The sequence below is a fragment of the Caulobacter sp. GW821-FHT10A10 genome, from assembly GCF_059415745.1.
Map to the genome: position 1 here is coordinate 383,048 of NZ_JBWKNV010000004.1, position 18,331 is coordinate 401,378.

General features: G+C 70.6%; 13 protein-coding genes and 1 pseudogene. 4 read left to right on the top strand and 10 right to left on the bottom strand.

Features of this window, described 5'->3' with window-relative positions; genetic code table 11:
* Positions 1-62: 62 nt before the first annotated feature.
* The 4 genes from AC07NS_RS13750 to AC07NS_RS13765 all read right to left on the bottom strand — a co-directional run bounded on the left by AC07NS_RS13750 (position 63) and on the right by AC07NS_RS13765 (position 5,903).
* Positions 63-1,712 (bottom strand): GH35 family beta-galactosidase, encoded by a 1,650-nt coding sequence (locus tag AC07NS_RS13750; protein WP_494604051.1) that lies wholly within the window; start codon positions 1,710-1,712, stop codon positions 63-65.
* A 101-nt stretch (positions 1,713-1,813) separates the two neighbouring features.
* Positions 1,814-3,343: a tryptophan halogenase family protein gene (locus tag AC07NS_RS13755; RefSeq protein ID WP_494604053.1), complete on the bottom strand. Its 1,530-nt coding sequence runs from the start codon at positions 3,341-3,343 to the stop codon at positions 1,814-1,816.
* Positions 3,340-4,848 carry a tryptophan 7-halogenase gene (locus AC07NS_RS13760; protein ID WP_494604055.1) on the bottom strand — a complete coding sequence of 503 codons (1,509 nt, stop codon included), beginning with the start codon at positions 4,846-4,848 and terminating at the stop codon, positions 3,340-3,342. Before AC07NS_RS13760 ends, AC07NS_RS13755 begins: the two co-directional genes overlap by 4 nt.
* Positions 4,845-5,903 carry a tryptophan halogenase family protein gene (locus AC07NS_RS13765; protein ID WP_494604057.1) on the bottom strand — a complete coding sequence of 353 codons (1,059 nt, stop codon included), beginning with the start codon at positions 5,901-5,903 and terminating at the stop codon, positions 4,845-4,847. The genes AC07NS_RS13760 and AC07NS_RS13765 overlap by 4 nt, the downstream gene beginning before the upstream one ends.
* Before the next feature lie 340 nt (positions 5,904-6,243).
* Here AC07NS_RS13765 and AC07NS_RS13770 point away from each other — a divergent pair, with 340 nt between their 5' ends.
* Positions 6,244-7,263, top strand: a complete 1,020-nt coding sequence (locus tag AC07NS_RS13770) for a cupin-like domain-containing protein (RefSeq protein ID WP_494604059.1) — start codon at positions 6,244-6,246, stop codon at positions 7,261-7,263.
* Between the two features lie 207 nt (positions 7,264-7,470).
* Here AC07NS_RS13770 and AC07NS_RS13775 read toward each other — a convergent pair whose 3' ends face one another.
* Positions 7,471-8,388: a cellulase family glycosylhydrolase gene (locus AC07NS_RS13775; protein WP_494604061.1), complete on the bottom strand. Its 918-nt coding sequence runs from the start codon at positions 8,386-8,388 to the stop codon at positions 7,471-7,473.
* Positions 8,389-8,636: 248 nt separating this feature from the next.
* Here AC07NS_RS13775 and AC07NS_RS13780 point away from each other — a divergent pair, with 248 nt between their 5' ends.
* From AC07NS_RS13780 to AC07NS_RS13790, 3 genes and pseudogenes are all read left to right on the top strand, one after another.
* Complete coding sequence (locus AC07NS_RS13780) at positions 8,637-9,848, top strand: ROK family transcriptional regulator (RefSeq protein ID WP_494604063.1); 1,212 nt, start codon at positions 8,637-8,639, stop codon at positions 9,846-9,848.
* 8 nt (positions 9,849-9,856) lie between these two features.
* The gene (locus AC07NS_RS13785; protein ID WP_494604065.1) at positions 9,857-10,165 is read left to right on the top strand and encodes a DUF1244 domain-containing protein; all 309 of its coding nucleotides are present in this window, start codon (positions 9,857-9,859) and stop codon (positions 10,163-10,165) included.
* Positions 10,166-10,192: 27 nt separating this feature from the next.
* A pseudogene (locus AC07NS_RS13790) lies at positions 10,193-10,309 on the top strand (hypothetical protein); the annotation flags it as partial.
* A 16-nt stretch (positions 10,310-10,325) separates the two neighbouring features.
* Here AC07NS_RS13790 and AC07NS_RS13795 read toward each other — a convergent pair.
* From AC07NS_RS13795 to AC07NS_RS13815, 5 genes are all read right to left on the bottom strand, one after another.
* Positions 10,326-11,036, bottom strand: coding sequence for an SGNH/GDSL hydrolase family protein (locus tag AC07NS_RS13795; RefSeq protein ID WP_494604067.1), 711 nt, complete (start codon positions 11,034-11,036; stop codon positions 10,326-10,328).
* The gene (locus AC07NS_RS13800) at positions 11,033-14,455 is read right to left on the bottom strand and encodes a glycosyl hydrolase 2 galactose-binding domain-containing protein (protein WP_494604069.1); all 3,423 of its coding nucleotides are present in this window, start codon (positions 14,453-14,455) and stop codon (positions 11,033-11,035) included. Before AC07NS_RS13800 ends, AC07NS_RS13795 begins: the two co-directional genes overlap by 4 nt.
* A 51-nt stretch (positions 14,456-14,506) precedes the next feature.
* Positions 14,507-15,988, bottom strand: a complete 1,482-nt coding sequence (locus tag AC07NS_RS13805; protein WP_494604071.1) for a carboxylesterase/lipase family protein — start codon at positions 15,986-15,988, stop codon at positions 14,507-14,509.
* A 25-nt stretch (positions 15,989-16,013) separates the two neighbouring features.
* Positions 16,014-16,937: an ROK family protein gene (locus AC07NS_RS13810; RefSeq protein WP_494604073.1), complete on the bottom strand. Its 924-nt coding sequence runs from the start codon at positions 16,935-16,937 to the stop codon at positions 16,014-16,016.
* Between the two features lie 117 nt (positions 16,938-17,054).
* Positions 17,055-18,245 carry a glycoside hydrolase family 27 protein gene (locus tag AC07NS_RS13815; RefSeq protein WP_494604074.1) on the bottom strand — a complete coding sequence of 397 codons (1,191 nt, stop codon included), beginning with the start codon at positions 18,243-18,245 and terminating at the stop codon, positions 17,055-17,057.
* Positions 18,246-18,331: the final 86 nt, after the last annotated feature.

Sequence of the window (18,331 nt, forward strand, 5' to 3'; positions counted from 1 at the left end):
CGGTCCCCTGGGTCCCGGGTCTGCGGCGCTGCGCGCCTCCGCCCGGGATGACGAGCTGAGAACTACCGATACCGGTAGAACCGCACCCGCTGAATCTGGAACTGATCGGGCGACAGGCGGATGTGGCGGCCCTGGTGGGTCTGGTCGCCGTTGAGCAGGCGGCCGGGGATCCAGCGGCCCTGGTCGTCGAACACCCCCTCCTCGGCGCGGTCGATCCCTGCCAGCGGCGGCCCCTTTCCCGCCCCGGCGAAAGTGACGACGATCCCCCGGCCGGCGATCAAGTAGTCCTCGGGGCCGACCTGGATGATCAGGCCGCCGTGGGTCGCGGGCTGCTGAGCGGCCTTGGACGTCCAAGGGTCGATGAAGCCGACCTCGAAGCGGTAGTCGCCCATCACCTTGCTGACGGGGGCGTCCTGCACCGTCCCGTCCTCCAGCACGCGCGGCTTGAAGCCGGCCATCGTTCCCTTGCCCTGGGCGGCCAGCAGGGTCGGCGTCAGCTGGCGCAGGACGGCGTAGGCGTCGGCGATGGCCTTCTGCTCGTCGGGGCTGACGCTCTCGATAGCGAAGGGCGAGAAGCCCAGGGCGTCGAGGTTTCCGAAGGCGTAGAAGGCGTTGGCCGGGGTTTCCGGGGCGCTGGCGTTGTTGGCCTCGGGGATGAACAGCGCGTTGTCGGGCCGCACGAAGCGGGCGGCCAGGTCGCTGAAGTTCGGGAAGTAGATGTCGGGCGACAGCAGATCCAGGCTCGGCGCGCCGGCCTTCCAGATGTCGAGCAGGTGCGGCAGCGGCCCGCCGCTGGGATATTCGCCGGGCTTCTTGCCGGTGCGGTTCAGGGCGGCGTTGACGTACATCGGCAGCGGATACGCGGCCTTGCCGGCGGCGGTGACGGCCTCGGTGTAGCGGGCGTAGGACCAGGCGGTGAACACCTCCTGCCCGGCCTCGTCGGCGCCGAAGACAGCGGCCCAGGAGCCCTTGTCCTTGCTCCCGTTGCGTTTCCAGAGGTCGCGCAGTTCCGGCTCCACGGCCTCGCCGCCGGTCTTCAGGCGCTGGATCAGGGCGGCCGGGACCTCGGCCGCATACGCCTTGTCGGCGGCCGGGCCGTGCTCGCGAGCCGAGGGCAGCATGCCGATCTCGTTCTCGACCTGGACCATCAGCACGGTGTCGCGATCGGCGTCGACCGCCTTGATGTGGGCCAGCAACGCCCCATAGGCCCGGGCGTCGGCCTTGCGGGTCTCATCCGAAAAAGCCGACAGGATCTCGACGCTCGAACCGTCCTGGGCCAGCACGCGCGGGAAGCGGGCCTGGTCGCGCTTCACCCAGGCCGGGACGTAGGTCGACATGCTGTTCTTCCAGGCCCCGAACCACAGGAAGACCAGTTTCATGTCCTGGGCCCGAGCGTCGGCGATCAGGTCGTCGACGCTGGAGAAGTCGTAGGCGCCCTCCTTCGGCTCGATCAGCTCCCACGAGACGGGGGCGAGCACGGTGTTGAGGTTCATGGCCTTCAGCCGCGGCCAGTGGCGGGCCATATAGGCGCGGCTGGAGGCGCTGGAGTTGCCGAGCTCGCCGCCCAGCACGAGCATCGGCTGGCCATCGACGACCAGGCGGGCGCTGGTTCCGTGCTTTTCCAGGCGGGGGATCTCGGCGGAGGCGATTTGCGCCGTCAGCAGCGAAACCACGGCCGCGCCCGCCCCGAACCACGTCTTCAAGCCCCTCACCCACGCCTCCCGCCAACGTTCTTTGTTACCGCTAGCATTCGGACGATGGAGGCCGGCTTGTCAACGAGAAGTCATACCAATCGCAAGAATGGTCCGACCAGTTAGGCAGGAACCATGGCGCGCGCCGCCGCGCCCAGCAGGCCGGCCTTGTCGAGATAAAGGTCGTGCGGCGGCATGCCGGCCACGCGCTCATTGATTGCCGAGCGGATCATGCCCACGCGCCGGCGCAGCTCGTCCGACGAGATGGTGTCGGCGACGGCGTGGTAGTCCTGCGGGATCAGCCCCTGCCCCGCCAGGATGGCGAACCAGTTGGTCTCCTTGAACAGCTCCTGCTGGCCGACCAGCACCTCGCCGCGGCTGCGGAACACCTCCAGCCGCTGGGTCAGGCTGTCGGGCGGCACCATGGCCTGGCACCAGCGCCAGAACTCGGTGTCGTCGCGCTCGGTGACCTTGTAGTGGGCGATGATGAAGTCGCGGACCTGCTCGTATTCCAGCGACATCTCGCGATTGAACTTGTCGACCACCCAAGGGTCGAAGCCGGTCTTGGGGAACAGGGCCAGCAGCTTGGCGATCGCGGCCTGGACCAGGTGGATGCTGGTCGACTCCAGCGGCTCCAGGAAGCCGCTCGACAGGCCGATGGCCAGGACGTTGCCGATCCAGCTCTTGCGGCGGCGGCCGGCGGTGAACTTCAGGACCTTCGCATCCGCAAGCGCCGCGCCGTCCAGGCGCTCGCCCAGCAGGCGCACGGCCTCGTCCTCGGCGATGAAGGCGTCGCTGAACACATAGCCGTTGCCGGTGCGGTGCTGCAACGGGATCCGCCACTGCCAGCCGGCCTCGCGGGCGGTGGCGCGGGTGTAGGGCGTCAGTTCGCCGGCCCGGACGCAGGGCATGGCGGCGGCGCGGTTGCAGGGCAGCCACTGGCTCCAGTCGTCGTAGCCGGCGCCGAGGGTCTCCTCGATCAGCAGGCCCCGGAAGCCCGAGCAGTCGACGAAGAAGTCGCCCTCAATCGTACGGCCGTCGTCGAGCACCAGGCGCGAGACGTGGCCGCTCTGCCCATCACGCTCGACGCCGGAGATCTTGCCCTCGACGCGGACCACGCCCCGGGCCTCGGCGTAGCGGCGCAGGAAAGCCGCGTAGAGCGCCGCGTCGAACTGGAAGGCGTAGTTGATCTTGGGCAGGGTCGCGAGACTTTGGGGCGGGGCGCGCAGGAAGCGGCCGGCCTTGGCGGCCAGGGACTCGGCGTTGAACAGGCTGTGGTCGGTCTGGCCGCTCTCGCGCATCCAGCGCAGCCAGAAGTGCTGGAAGCCGACGCCGTCCATGTCGGCGCCGTAGAGGCCGAACGGGTGGAAGTAGCTGTGGCCGCGCTTGCGCCAGTCGACGAACTCGATGCCCAGCTTGAAGGTGGCGTTGGTCTCGCGGATGAAGACGTCCTCGTCGAGACCCAACACCTTGTTGAACAGCAGGATCATCGGGATGGTCGCCTCGCCCACCCCGACGGTGCCGATCTGCTCGGACTCCACCAGGGTGATCGAATAGCGCTGCGTGCCGACGACTTGGGACAGGGCGGCGGCCGTCATCCAGCCGGCGGTGCCGCCGCCGACGACCACGATGTTGCGGACAGCTTGAGTCACGTGAACCTCAGGGGCGCGGGGGCGGCCGGAGCCGGACGCGGCGCGAGCGCGGCGAGCCTGGCCTCCAGCGGGCGCATCTGGCCCACCTCGAGCGCGATGCGGCGCAGGATGGTCTGGAAGACCTGGATCTGCTCGGCCTCGGCGACGCCTTCGGCCAGCGGGTCGTGAGCCTGCGGGATCAGGCCGTGGCCGATCATGCAGGCGGCCCAGTTGGCGGCCTGGTAGGCCTCGTCCTCGCGGGTCGGCACGACGCCGCGGGCGGAGAACAGGCGCAGCTTGGCGGCCAGGTCGGCGGGCGGTTCGACCGCGCGGGCAGCCTCCCACGGCGCGCCGGGGCGCTTGGCCAGGCGGTAGTGCATGGCCTGGAAGTCGCGCAGGCTGGCGGCGTGGGCGCGCACGGCGGCGTTGTAGGCGCCCGCCTCCGGCCCGCCGGCGGCGTCGACCGGAAACAGCGTCACCAGATGCGAGATCGCCGCCTGCAGGCTGTAGAGCGGTCCGGCGTCGGACGGATCGAGGGCGACCGCCGCCTCGCCCACGGCCACGCAGTTGCCGATCCACGGACGGGTCTGGACGCCGGGCGACAAGACCAGAGACTCGCCGGCCCGCCAGCCCAGGGCCGAAACGGCCTCGGCTTGCCGCAGCATGGCCGCCGCGTCGGTGGTGCGGGAGTCGTAGACCGCCAGGCCCGCCGTGCGGTCCAGCAGCGGATAGAACCCGATCCAGCCGCCGTCGACGGCCTCGATATGGGCGAAGGCCGGCGCCGGGCTGAGACGGCGACCGGCCAGCGGCAGGACACGGTCGAAGGGCAGCCAGTCCCTCCAGGACTCGAACCCCGCGCCCGGCATCTGGCCGATCAGGGCGCCATCGCCGGCGTCGATGAACAGGTCCCCGGCGACCCGCGTCCCGTCCTCCAGAACCACGGCGGCGATCAGGTCGTCCGTGCGGTCGATCTTCGTCACCGCGCCTTGGTCGACGGCGACGCCGGCCGCCAGGGCGTGCTGGCGCAGCAGCGCCGCATAGCCCGTGGCGTCGACGTGCAGGCCGACGCCCGGGACGGACAGCCGGCCGGGATCGTCGCCCTCGACGATGCGCCCCTGCTTGGCGGCGGCCGCGCCGAGCGAAAAGTCCTCCAGCGCCGTCTTCAGGCCGCGCCGGCGGGCCAGCACCCAGTGATGGGTGAAGTCGACATAGTCGATCGACTGGCCGTGGGTGTCGTAGGGATGCAGGAAGCTCGTCCCGTCGCCGGAAAAGCCCGAGAACCTCTGGCCGAGCGACGGAACCGCGCCGCAGCGCCGCGCGACCTCGCCCTCCGGCAGGCCCAGCAACTGGTGCAGATTGCCCAGGGCCGGCACGCCGGCGTGCGACAGGCCGGGCGTCGGCGGCCCGGTCTCGACGACGCGGACGGAAAGCCCGCCGGCCCCGAAGGCGCGGCGCAGGGCCAGGGCGGTCAGCCACGGGGTCGTGCCCCGGCCGACGACGACGGCGGTCTTCACCGGCCCGCTCACGCCATGGCCTCCGCGGCGGCGCGGGCCGGGATGGCGCAATGGCGGTCGATGAACTCGGCGTGGCTGGGCATGGCCGGAACCCGGCGGGCGATGGCCGCGCGCTGGCGCTCCATCTCGGCCAGGGTCTGGGCCAGGGGCGCGTTGTCGGCCATGGGATCATAGCCCTGCGGCGTCACCCCCTGCCCCAGCAGCACCGAGATCCAGCTGGGCATGGCGAACAGACCGTCGCGATAGTTGGGCGCGTGGCCGCGATGACGGAACAGCTCCAGCTTCTCGTGCAGGCTGTCGGGGATCGGCATCTCGCGGCACTGCTTCCACAGCGTCCCGTCGGTGCGGGTGTTGGCGTGGTAGTGCAGGATCAGGAAATCGCGCACGCGGTCGTATTCCATGTCGACCCGGCGGTTGAAGTCCTCGACCAGGGCCGGCTCGACCCGCTTGCCGGGGAAGAGCTTGAGCAGGTTCATGACCGCGATCTGGATCAGGTAGATGCTGGTGGATTCCAGGGGTTCGAGGAAACCGCTCGACAGGCCGGCGGCCATGACGTTGCGGGTCCAGGAGGCGGTGCGGCGGCCGGCCTTGAACTTCACCTGGCGCGGATCGTCCAGCGCCTCGCCGTCGAGATTGGCCAGCAGCACGGCGGCGGCCTCGTCGTCGCTGATATGGGCGCTGGAATAGACGTAGCCGTTGCCGGTGCGGTGCTGCAGCGGAATGCGCCACTGCCAGCCGGCCTCGCGGGCGGTCGAGCGGGTGAAGGGCGTGAAGCGGCCGGCGCGGGCGCAGGGCACGGCCCAAGCGCGGTCGCAGGGCAGCCAGTGGGTCCAGTCCTCGAACGGACTGTTCTCGACGATGGTGTCGGCGTCGCGCTTGATCTGCTGGGCCGACTTCAGCGCCGCGCGCTGGCCGGTGACGATCACGGTTTCGACAGCGTTGTCTTCGACGGTGTCGGAAGACGAGGCCTGGGATGCGGCCGGAGCGGTCGACACCGTCTCCTGCGCCAGGGCCGGGGCCGCGCTCAGCAGCACCGCGACCGAAGCGCCGCCCATCCATCCGGCCATGCGGATTCGCGTAGTTCTCATAGCTCGTCCCCTCCCAGGTCGCGCCGTGGGCGCGTCCCCTCAAGTTTCCAGGGCTTGCGTCCTGGCAATGACGGCGTTCGCCGCCGATGTGTGGGAAGCCTTGGCCAAGCGAGCTCGGCGTCGCGCTTCCTCCCGTCGCGCCCGTCTCGACGCGGGCGCTTATCGTTTCATAACCGCAGCAATTGTCCCCGCGCCAGCATTTTATAAAATTATTTTGTTTAATCGGCGAGCCTTGCCAACCGCTGTTGCCTGACAGACACATTCCGCCTTCCGTACGCCCCGCCGAAGGGTGACGACCTTCGAGGGGGAGGCTTCGCCAGTGAAACAGATCCGCGAATCGAACGCGGCCTCTCCGGAGGCGCTCGCGGCCCTGACGGCCGCCGCCGAGCCGGTGGTCATCCGGGGCCTGGCGGCGCACTGGCCGGTGGTCGAGGCCGGACGCCAGGGCCATGTCGCCCTGTTCGACTATCTCTCGGGCTTCGACGCCGGCCAGACGGTCGGCACGGTCTTCGCCCCCGCCGAGGCGGGCGGCCGGCTGTTCTACGGCGACACCCTGTTCGACATGAACTTCCGCAGCGGCCGGGCGCGGCTGGGCAAGACCTTCTCGTTCCTGGCCCAGTACGCCGCCAGCGGCGAGCAGGACGCCCTCGCAGCCCAGTCGGTGCCCACCTGGAACGCCCTGCCCGGCTTCGCGCAGGCCAATCCCCTGCCCTTGCTCGGCCCCGAGGTCGAGCCGCGGGTGTGGATCGGCAACCGCGTCATCGTCGCGGCCCACAACGACCCGTACGAGAACATCGCCTGCGTCGTCGCCGGTCGCCGCCGCTTCACCCTGTTCCCGCCCGATCAGGTCGAAAACCTCTATATCGGCCCGTTCGAACGCACCCCCGCCGGGGCGACCATCAGCCTGGTGGAGTTCGAGAACCCGGACCTGGAGCGCTTCCCGCGCTTCGCCAAGGCCCTGGAGGCGGCCCAGACCGTCGAGCTGGAAGCCGGCGACGCGATCTACGTGCCGTACCTGTGGTGGCACCACGTGCGCTCGCTCGATCCGGTCAACATGCTGGTGAACTACTGGTGGCCCGCCCACAACCAGGGCCGGGGCGCGCCGCGCGACGCCTTCATGCACGCCATGCTGACCCTGCGTGGCCTGCCGCCGGCCCACCGCCAGGCCTGGAAGGCGATGTTCGACCACTACGTCTTCCGCACCGACGGCGACGCGGCCGACCACCTGCCGGTCGAAGCCCGCGGCATACTGGGCGACCTGGACGAGATCGCCGGCCGCGAACTGCTGACCATCCTGTCGCGCGTGCTGGCGGAGTCAGCGGCGGCCAAGAAGAGTTAGGGTCCAAGCTCCCCCTGCAATTCCTCAGGTCGTCATCCCGGCCGCAGCGAAGCGGAGAGCCGGGACCCAGGGGCGGCCGCAGTGCGACGGCCACCGCCGGAGGGCGACCCCAGGCGCGGGACCCAGTCCCCTGGGTCCCGGCTCTGCGGCCCGCTACGCGGTCCTTCGGCCGGGATGACGATGATTTTCAGATTTGAAACCCTGCCCCTAGCGGCAGCCCGCGAACACCCGCGACTTCCGCGCCGTCTCGCCCACCCCGCCCGGGCCGTGGAAGAAGCGCTGGCCCCAGGGGGTCAGCCGGCGGCCGTCGAAGCGCTCGACGAGGTCGAGGTCGGCGACCTCGGGGGCGTTGCCCGACCACGACCAGGCCAGATAGCCGACGCCCATGGCGTTCGACAGGCGGAAGATGGCCTCCTCGTCGACCGGCTCGCCCCGGTGGTCGGGGCCGAACTCGCCGACGATCAGCGGCAGGCGGGCGTCGGCGAAGGCCTGGAGGTAGCGCTGCACGGCCTCGCCCGTCCCGTAGGCCTCGTACATGTGGACGTCGAAGACGAGGGCCTTCAGCGGATCGGCGGCGAAGAGCTCGGCGGCCTTGTCGCGCATGGTCCCCGAGCGGTCCTGGCCATAGTCGTGGGCGTCGATCACCAGGATATGGCGCAGGCCCGCCGCGCGCAGGGCGATCACCGCCGTACGGTGGGCCTCAAGCCACTGGCCCCCCGTGGTGGTTCCGGCCGTAGGCTCGTTGCCGATATTGACCAGGACGTAGTCCTCCTGGCCGCGCAGCACGGGGAGCAGGCTGATCCAATAGGCCACGGCCGAGCCGATGTGGGCAGCCTTGGGCTCCAGGCCGTAGCCGGTGGTGTCGTGGACTTCGAGAATGACGACCTGGCCGGCGCGGCGGGCCTTGGCGATGATCCGGCGGACGGCCCCCGGCGAGGTGCGCCGCCAGCGCGTCCCGTCGCTCAGAACCACCCGCACCGTGTTGGAGCCCAGGGCCGCCGACTCGCCGATGGCCTTGCCCGTGGCCTTGGGCCGCCAGGCGTGGGGAAGATTGACGCCGCGCGCTGTGAAGACGTCGCCGCAGGCGTCGACCAGCTTGCCGTCGCGCACGGAAAAGCCGGCCAAGGCTGGGCCCGCCGCTGAGATCACGGCCAGCGCCGCCCCGGCGCCCGCCCATCGCGCGATCCTCGCCCTCACCCGATCGTCTCCCCCGTTTGATCGGGCCGGACCGTGACGATGGCGCATCGTCGGCGCAAGGGATAAAAGAAAGAGACTTTGCTTATTGCCGCCGACCGATGTCGTCGCCCTGGGTGTCGCCTTCTCGACCAAGTCGGTTTCGTTATTCGTCCCGCAGGTGCTAAGCCAGACCGCAGATGAGCCAGTCGCCCAAAAGCCCCGCCCGCAAGACCTCGCAAGCAGGCCCCAGCCTGTCGGGCACGAATCTGGAGCGCGCGGGCGACTACAATCAGCGCGTCACCCTGCAGTCGATCCGCATCGGCGGCGCCAAGACCAAGCCCGAGATCGCCGCCCTGACCGGACTGACGGTGCCGGCCATCACCAACATCACCAAGCGCCTGCTCGACGACGGGCTGATCCTGGAGGCCGGCAAGCTGCACGGCGGCCGGGGCCAGCCGGCCATGACCCTGGCGGTCAATCCGGACGGCTGCTTCTCGATCGGCCTCAACATCGACCGTGACCACGTCACCATCCTGCTGCTGGACTTCGCCGGCCAGGTGCGGGCGCGCTCGACCTGGGAAGTGGCCTTCGCCGGGCCGGACGCCGTGGTCGAGTTCTTCGAGACCAACTGGAACGCCTTCCTCAAGACCGAGGGCGTGCAGGCCGAACGGATCATCGGCGTGGGCGTGGCCATGCCCGACGACATGGCCCGCGTGGACCTGCCCCACCGCCCCGCCGAGTACGGGGCCTGGAACAGCACCGACGTGCGCGAACTGCTGTCGCGCCGCCACGACCTGCCGGTGACCGTCGAGAACGACGCGGCCGCCGCGGCCCTGGGCGAGCTGCATTTCGGCCACGGCATGAACGCGCCCAGCTTCTTCTACGTGCTGGTCACCTCGGGCCTGGGCGGCGGCCTGGTGGTCGAGGGCGAGTATTTCCGGGGCGCGCAAGGGCGCAGCGGCGAGCTGGGCTTCCTGCCGGTGACCTCGCCGCGCATCGACGTGGCCACCTTGCAGGAGGCGGTGTCGCTGTCGGCCCTGGCCCAGTTCCTGGAGAACAACGGCGTCGTCATCACCGCGCCGGGCGAGCTGGAGACCCTGCCGGCCGAGGGCCAGGCGCTGGTCGAGGCCTGGATCGATCTCGCCGCCGACCTGCTGACTGGTCCAATGGTCGCCGTCAGCTGCCTGATCAACCCGCAGGCCGTCTACATGGGCGGCCGCCTGCCCGAGACCCTGGTCGACCGCCTGGCGCAGGCCCTGAACGCCAAGCTGGCCGCCGTGCCCGGCGTGCCGTCGCTGGCCCCGGTGCAGCGCGCCGCCCTGGCGGCCGACGCCCCGGCCATGGGCGCGGCCATCCTGCCGATCATCGAGCGCCTGCTGCCCTCGCGCGCGGCGCTGCAGAAGACCTGAGAGCACCGATGTCCGTAGAGATCGACGACCGCCTGGCCGCCGCCGCCTTCCGCCGGCTGGTCGAGCACCTGCGCCTGCGCACCGACGCCCAGAACGTCGACCTGATGGGCTTGGCCGGCTTCTGCCGCAACTGCCTTGCCGACTGGGTGCACGAGGCCTCGGAAGGCGCGCTCGACAAGGACCAGGCCCGCGAGGCGATCTACGGCATGCCGCAGGCCGAGTGGAAAGCGAAGCACCAGGCGCCAGCCAGCCCCGAGCAGCTGGCCCGCATGGAGGCCAGCGTGGCGCTGAACAAGAAGCTGCGGGGCGAGGACTAGGGGCGCCCCCCTACCCTCCCGCACACCTTTTATCGTCATCCCGGCCGCAGCGTAGCGGAAAGCCGGGACCCAGGGGCCGGCGCACTGCGGTCGCCCCTGGGGCCCGGGTCTGCGGCCCGCTTCGCGGACCTCCGCCCGGGATGACGAGCTAAATTGGATGCTAACCCAGCGCCGCCTTCACCGCCGCCAGGGCGACGGGCTCCATCACCGCGTAGCCGTCCTGGGTCGGATGCACCTGGTCGTAGGCCAGGCCCGGCTTCATGCCCGCCCGGCCGTCGTCCATCACCGCCGTGTAGTCGGCGAACACGCCCCCCTGCTCGGCGGCGAAGCCCCGGATCCAGGCGTTGAGGCGCGGGATCTCGACGTCGGGATGCAGGGCCGGCTTCCAGGGATAGGTCGCCGCCGGGGTGATCGAGCCGAGGATCACCCGGATCCCCGCCGCCTTGGCCAGGGCGACCATGGCCGACAGGTTGTTGCGGGTCGCGACCGGGTCGAACGGACCGGTGTTGCCGGCGATGTCGTTGGTGCCCGCCAGGATGTGCACAGCAGCCGGCTTGAGGGCGACGACGTCAGGCGTGAAGCGCAGCAACATCTGCGGCGTCGTCTGCCCGCCGATGCCCCGCCCGATGAAGCCGTTGGTCTCGAAGAAGCTGGGCCGCGCGTCCTTCCAGCCCTGGGTGATGGAGTCGCCGATGAACACGCAGCGACGGCGTTCCGCCGGCAGGGCCGCGTCGGTCGCATTGGCGTCGCGATAGCGAGCCAGCCACGGCCAGTCGGTGTGGAGGCGGACCTCCTCCTCGCTCGGCGGGGTCTGGGCCAGGGCCATCCCCGGCAAGGCGAGACCGGCGGCGAGCAGCAGGCGGCGGTTCATCGGACGGTCTCCACGCGGGGCTTCACGTTCCAGCCGCGCAGGGCGACCTTCATCCCCTTGGCGCCCGCCGGGAAGCGGATCTCGACGGTGCGGCTCTCGCCCGGCAGCAGCGAGACGTAGTTGTCGGAATAATAGGCCGGCAGGATGCGCTCGCCCTTGGCGTCGACCAGGGTCAGCTTGGCGTTCAGGGCCGGGGTCGCGCCGGTGTTGGCCAGGGCGACGGTCACGACGCCCTCCCCGTTCGCGGCCTTGCCGGCCTTGGCCGCCAAACTCACCGGTTGGGCCGGCATCTCTGACAGTCGCCGCTCGCCGGCGTCGTCCTGGCCGATCCAATAGAGGTTGCGCGACAGCACGGCGCCGTCGGCGGCGGTCAGGTCGAGGCGCACCACGGCCGCCTCCCCCGCCTTGAGGCCAAGGTCGAGCGTCCGGCCGGGCGTCACGGCGTTGGCGGCGGCGTCGACAGCGTCGGTCCGGTCGGACAACACCTTGCCCGACAGGTCGAGCACCCGGGTCCGCAAGCTCGCCCCCACCACCGGCGCGGTCGTGTTGTTGACCACCGCCAGCGCGTGATCGGCCAGGCTCATCTGGGCGTGGACGCGCTCCGAGGCCGTCTTGGTCCCGTAGAAGGCGCCGTGGGTGTCGTAGTCGTGGCTGAGGATCTGCCACATGGTCGAGGGCCAGGCCGGCTGGGTCATCCAGAGGAGACGGCCCGAGGACTTGGTCCAGAGCTCCTGGTTCATGCCCTCGAACATCGCCCGGTGGGTCTCGTAGTTCATCAGCTGGGCCTTGCGCTCGAAGTCCTCGAGGCTGGTCGGCGCGCCGAGCTTTCTGGCGATGGCGTCGGTGAAGGTCTTGGTCGCGCCGTTACCGGTGGGATGCCAGTCGTGATAGGCCCAGGTATCGCTGATCGGCCAGCGGTCGGGCGCGGGCACGGCGGCCTGGAAGGCTTCCAGGGTCGGGAACGACGGCGTGCCGACCTCGACCGAGAAGCCCTTGGCGTGGTCGCTGAAATAGGTCTCGGGCTCGCGGTAGTTATAGGGCCCGCTGTTCTGCAGGTTCACGCGGTTGGAGCTGCCGGTGTACCAGCGGGTGCCGTCCAGGTCGTGGACCAGGGCCTCCAGCCCCTCGTTGAGGATCGGCTGCGGCACGCCCTCGTTGCGGCCGAACCACAAGGCGATCGAGGGGTGATTGCGATAGCGCGCGATGACGTCGGCGGCGTTCTTCAGGAACAGCGGCACGTCCTGCGGCTCCAGCTGGTAGTCCTGGGTCGAGGCCCAGAAGTCGTTCAGCACCAGCAGGCCGTACTCGTCGGCCAGGTCGTAGAACGGCTCCTCGGTGTTCTGGCCCACCCAATTGCGGATGGTGTTGAGGCCGGCCTCCTTGTGCAGGCGGAAATAGGGTTCGAGGCGCTCGCGCTCGATGCGCTTGCGCCAGTCGTCCGTGCCCCAGTTTCCGCCGCGCGCGGCGATCTTCACGCCATTGACCTTCAGCACCAGGTACGGGGCGAGGCCCGTCTCGGGCACGTCCTTGACGGCTTCCGAGGCGTCGCCCTGGGCGGTCAACGAGGTCGCCCAGCCGTCGACCACCTTGCGGATGCCCTCGTGGGAGCCGTCGGTGACGTCCTGACCGAGTTGCCGGGCCTTGCTGAAGTCCACCTCGACGCGGCGCAGGTGGCCGGACGGGTTCATCAGCGACAGTTCGTAGGTGATCTGGCGAATGCCGAAGCGCAGACGCTTCTCGTCCGAGGGCTGGCCGTCGACGGCTGCGGTCAGGACCAGCTCATGCAGGGTCTGGTCGCCGTAGCCGTTGGGCCACCAGAGCCTGGGGTTCGGGACGGCGAGTTGCGGGAATTCGGCGGGCGTCAGTCGAACCTGGCCAGCGCCGTGCGCGACGGTCACCGTCTTGCTGACCCGAACGCCGTCGAAGGCAGCCGTCACCGTGGCCTGTACAGGATGGTCGGACAGGTTCTCGACCGGGGCGACGATCTCGATCTCGGCCAGGCTGTTGTCCGCCTTCGGCAGCGTGGTCACCACCTGCGGGTCGCCCAGGCGCGCGTCACCGGAGGCTTCCAGCACCACGTCCTGCCACAGGCCGGTGTTGCGGTCGCGGACGCTGGGGATCCAGTCCCAGCCCTCGCTGGCGACGAAGGTCGGGCCGTCCAGGGCCATCATGCCGCCGTTCTCGCCGACGCCGGCGGTGAGCGACTCCTCGTGCGCCAGGCCTGGATGGGTCGGCGGCGAGACCTTCACGGCCAGCACGTTTCCGGTCGGCTTCAGCTTGCCGGCAATGTCGAAGCGGCCGCGCGCGAAGGCGCCATTCATGTCGCCCAGCTTTTCGCCGTTCAACCACACCTCGGCGGCGTAGTTCACCCCCTTGAAGGTCAGGCGCGGGCGCTTGCCGGCCACGGCGGCGGGGGCGTCGAAGGTGGTGCGGTACCAGTAGGCCTGCTTGTTCAGGCTTTCCGGGATGGCGGTGTTGTTGAGGCCGTAGTCGGGGTCGGGATAGACGCCGCGATCCACCAGGGTAGTCAGGACGGTGCCGGGCACGGTGGCGGCGTACCAGGCCTTGGCGTCGAAACCTGGCGAGGTGATCGCCTCGCCGTCCGCCTCTACCTTCGGAGCCTCGACCAGGCTCCAGCGCTTGAGGGTCCAGGCGCCGGGGCCGGCATCGACCAGGGCCGGGCCGGCATAGGCGGGCTTGGCGACGGGGGCCGAGATCGCGCCCTTGCCCTGGGGACGGGTCCAGGCCTCCTGCGGGCTGATCTGGCCGTACATCTGGCGCACCTGGACGGGCCAGGTCGGGCTGCCGGTCTCGAACACGATGAGCGGATCGGGCTTGGCGGCGGCCAGCGCCTTCACCTCATCGGCCGACAGGGCGCGAGCCTCGGCGCGGAAACCCGCCACCTGGCCGGCGAAGGGCGCGAAGCCGGCGGCCTTGCGCGGACCGAGGGCGACGAGCGCGGGCGTCGCGGCGGCGGGCGCGGCCCCTTGCCCAGCCGGCTTGCCGTCGACATAGAGGGTGACCTTGGCGCCGTCCGAGACGGCGGCGACGAAGCGCCAGTCTCCGGGCCTGGGCGCCTCGCCGCCCCGGGTCTGGGTTCCAGCGGCGACAGCGGCGAAGCCGTCGGGTCCGACCGCGAGGAAGCGGCCGCTGGCCGGATCGCCGATCCCCGCCGCCAGGGCCGGAGCCGTCGACGGTTCGGCAACCTTGACCCAGGCCGACAGCGACCACGGCGCGCCGGCTGGCAGGATCTGGCCTTCGCTGGCGCCCGCCAGCGGGCGAGACAGGCCGTCGCCACCGGCCGGGAACTCGGCGTTGTAGGGTCCCCAGGATTGGGCCAGTGCGGCGGAGGCCAGCAGAGCCAAGGCGCAGCCGGTGAGCAGGCCATGCTTCAAGACGGACTTCGAGCGGGTCGTCATTTCCGTTTCCTCCTCCGCGCGCGGCTTGGACGCCGCTTGTTGCTGGGTGTTCTAGGGCCGGGTCAGGAACCGGCAGGCCGGCTCGTCGCCCTCCTCCGCCCTTGGCCCGTCGGGGGCGAAGACGAGGCGGCGGGCCGCGCCGTCCTCGGCCGGCCAGGGTGGCAGGCCGGCGGCGTTGGGATCTCCCGTCCGGGCGAAAGCGGCCCAATAGGCCTGCATCGGGGGGCGGCCCTCAGCGGGACGGTCGAAGACGTTGGTCAGCTCCGAGCCATGGCCGACGACCGCCTGGCCAGGCGGCGGAACGGCTAGCTCATAGCGCCAGACCTCGCCGCCGGCCTTCAGGCGCAGGGCGGCGACCGAGGCGGCGGGGCAGCGGAACATGCGGTCTGTGGCCAGCTGCAGCACGGCGTCGCCACGCAGCGGATCGGCGGCGGGCGGCGGATCTCGGTCAAGGCCGTAGAGCGCCAGCACCTGCGGGGCCCGCGCGCCGAAGGTCGCGCCGATCCAGGCCCGCGCCTGTTTCGGGTCGCCACCGAACAGGGCGATCTCGCGGGCGCTGGAGCCGATGATCATCGGCTTGACGGCCGGGTCGGCCAGCAACGCCTCGGGCGCCTTGGGCAGCACGACGCCATCGACAACCGCCTGGGTCCAGATGAAGCCCTGGTCGTCGATCGGCGCCTTCAGCCCTTCGGCGGCCTTGAGGAGTTCTGGACCCGCGACCTTGCGCAGATCGGCCAGCGACCGCGCGCCGACGCCCTTGGCCAACTGCAGGCCGATCGCCTCGTTCTGCTTCAGGCTGCGCGGCGCAAAGCCGAAGCCCGGCAGGCCGCTCTGCAGGATTCCCCGCGCGAACAGGCCCCGCGCCTGAGACGACAGCATAACGAGACCCACGTCCTGGCCGCCGGCCGAGTGGCCGAACAGGGTGACGTTGTCGGGGTCGCCGTCGAAGGCGGCGGCGTTGTCGTGAACCCAGCGTAGGGCCGCGATCAGGTCCATCAGGGCGTAGTTGCCCGAGGTTCCGCCCTGCTCGCGGGTCAGGCCCGGATGCGACAGGAAGCCGAACACGCCCAGGCGGTACTGCACGCTGACCAGGATGACGCCCTGGTCCACCAGGCTGGACTCCACCGTGCCCGCGCCGGAGCCGGCGTGGTTGGCCCCGCCGTGCACCCAGACCATGACCGGCAGCTTCGCCCCGGCTGCGTGCTTTGGAACCCGAATGTCGAGATAGAGGCAGTCCTCGCTGGACCGCGCGGCGTCGGCGGCGTTCCAGCCGCGCGAGGTCTGGAGGCAGGCGGGGCCGGACCTCAGGGCCGGGCGCTCGCCGGCCCAGGCCGGGAGCGGGCTCGGCGCCTTCCAGCGCAGATCGCCGACCGGCGGGCGGGCGAAGGGCACGCCGAGAAAGGCCGTGCTTCCGTCAGCCCGCTGCTCGCCGACCAGGACGCCGGCCTTGGTCGAGACCCGCGCCGGTTCGGCGGCCGCTTGAGTTGCCAGCGCTGTCAGCAGCGCCGCGAGAAGGAGGCGGGGCGTCCGCATCGGGCGATCCCTCCTCCTGGCGCCGTCAGGCGGCGACATCGCTGGACCAGTCGGCCTGGTTCCACAGCCGGGCCGCGCCGCGCACGCCCGAGGAGTCGCCCCAGCGCGCCTTGACGATGCGGCTCTCCCAGCGGTCGGTGAAGACATGCGGCCCCACCAGGCCCGGCAGGCGCTCGTACAGCACGTCGACATTGGACATGCCGCCGCCCAGCACGAAGACGTCCGGATCGACGATGTCCGCGATCACCGCCAGGCCCCGGGCCAGGCGGTCGAGATAGCGGTCGAGGGCGGCCTGGGCGACCGGGTCGCCGCCGGCGGCGGCCTCGACGATGGCCGCGCCGCTGAGATCGGCGCCGCCGTGCTCTCGGAAGTCGCGGCGGAAGCCGGTGCCCGAGATCCAGGTCTCCAGGCAGCCGTTGCGGCCGCACCAGCATTGCGGACCGGGGTTTTCCTCGGCCTTGGGCCAGGGGAGCGGAACGTGGCCCCACTCGCCGCCGACGCCGTTGCCGCCCTCGACCAGCTTGCCGTCGACCACGACGCCGCCGCCGCATCCGGTACCGATGATCACCGCGAAGGTCACCCGCGCCCCGGCGGCCGCGCCGTCGGTCGCCTCGGACAGGGCCAGGCAGTTGGCGTCGTTGGCCAAGCGCACCTGACGATCGAGCGCGGCCTCCAGATCCTCGCGGAACCGGCGGCCGTTCAGGTAGGTGGTGTTGGCGTTGCGCACGAGGCCGGTGCGCGGCGACACCGAGCCCGGAGCGCCGACCCCGATCGTGCCGCGACCGCCGGCCGCCTGCTCGGTGCGGGCCACCAGGTCGCGCACGGCGGCCAGAGCGCTGTCGTAGTCGCCGGGCGTGGGGGTGCGGAGGGTCGAAAGCACGCGACCGTCAGACGACAGGGCGGCCGCCTCGATCTTGGTTCCGCCGAAATCGATCCCGATCTGGATCACCCAACACTCCCTGTCGCACGCTCGGCGACTGTGCGCCGTCACATATTCCGCCGATGGCTTACCCTGCGTCCGCTGGGCGCGCCATAATTAAAAAACACTTTTTATTTATTCATAAGGTCACGGCGAGACCGTGACCATGACCACGCCGTGCGGCGCGACCTGCGCCGCGTAGCCGCCCTTGCGTGGGCCAAGGTCCTTGGCCGTCCAAAGATCACGAACTCTGCCAGACAGAGTAGCAGGATAGTCGAGCATCGGCCAGTCCACGCGAACCTCCGCCGGCGCCGCGCCGCGATTGAGCAGCACCACCGCCCGGCCGCCGCCCTTCAGCGGCCGCGCCCAGACCTCCAGGTCGCCCTGTTTGGAAACCCGCCGCGCCTGGGCGCCGAGCGGATCCTGGTCGACGGCGATGACCTCCTTGTTGGTCAGGATGGCCTTGGTGTCGGCGTCCATGTGGCCGATGTCGTTGCCGGCGATCAGCGGCGCGGCCAGCATGGCCCACAGGCTGAAGTGGGCGCGGTATTCCTCGGTGCTCATGCCGCCGTTGCCGACCTCGAGCATGTCGGGGTCGTTCCAGTGGCCCGGCTTGGCGTAGGGGTGAAGCTCGGCCTGCTTGTCGAGAATGTTGAGCATCCCCAGGCTGTAGCCCTTCACGCCCTCCCAGGCGTCGTAGATGTCGCCGGTGGTGCGCCAGAGATTGCCAACCTGGGCGCCCCACAGCCACGGCTTGGAGCCGCCCCACTCGCAGATCGAGAAGACGATGTCGCGGCCCGTGGCCTGCAGCGCGGCCGACATGATGTAGTAGGACGACGGCGCGTCCTGCGTGCCGGCCATGCACCAGTCGTACTTCAGGTAGTCGACGCCCCAGGCGGCGTACTGGCGGGCGTCCTGGTATTCGTAGCCGCGGCTGCCGGGACGGCCGGCGCAGGTCTTCAGGCCGGCGTCGGAATAGATGCCGAACTTCAGGCCCTTTGAGTGGATGTAGTCGCCCAGGGCCTTCATGCCGCTCGGGAAGCGCTTGGGGTCGGGCTGGATGTCGCCGCGCGCGTCGCGCTCGCCGTGCCAGCAGTCGTCGATGACCACGTAGTCGTAGCCGGCGTCCTTCATGCCCGACGAGACCATGGCGTCGGCCATGCGCCGGATCAGGGTCTCGTCGACGTTGCAGCCGAACTTGTTCCAGCTGTTCCAGCCCATCGGCGGGGTGCGGGCCAGGCCGTTGTCGGGCAGCGGCGGCGGCGGATCGTCGGCCAGGGCCGGCGTCGCTGCGGCCAGCAGGGCGGCGGCCGCCAGGGTCGAGACGAGGCGCTTCATGGGCTCACGCGGAAATGGGGAGAAGAAGGAAGACGGTCCGCCGATCCCTTGGCTCCCGCGTGCAGGAAATATGGGAAAGGCGCGGG

Bases quoted from the DNA above. Each gene is read 5' to 3' on its own strand.
- AC07NS_RS13765 (WP_494604057.1), bottom strand. From the start codon at position 5,903: ATGGCCGGATGGATGGGCGGCGCTTCGGTCGCGGTGCTGCTGAGCGCG.
- AC07NS_RS13780 (WP_494604063.1), top strand. From the start codon at position 8,637: ATGAGCCAGTCGCCCAAAAGCCCCGCCCGCAAGACCTCGCAAGCAGGC.
- AC07NS_RS13785 (WP_494604065.1), top strand. From the start codon at position 9,857: ATGTCCGTAGAGATCGACGACCGCCTGGCCGCCGCCGCCTTCCGCCGG.
- AC07NS_RS13795 (WP_494604067.1), bottom strand. From the start codon at position 11,036: ATGAACCGCCGCCTGCTGCTCGCCGCCGGTCTCGCCTTGCCGGGGATG.
- AC07NS_RS13800 (WP_494604069.1), bottom strand. From the start codon at position 14,455: ATGACGACCCGCTCGAAGTCCGTCTTGAAGCATGGCCTGCTCACCGGC.
- AC07NS_RS13805 (WP_494604071.1), bottom strand. From the start codon at position 15,988: ATGCGGACGCCCCGCCTCCTTCTCGCGGCGCTGCTGACAGCGCTGGCA.
- AC07NS_RS13815 (WP_494604074.1), bottom strand. From the start codon at position 18,245: ATGAAGCGCCTCGTCTCGACCCTGGCGGCCGCCGCCCTGCTGGCCGCA.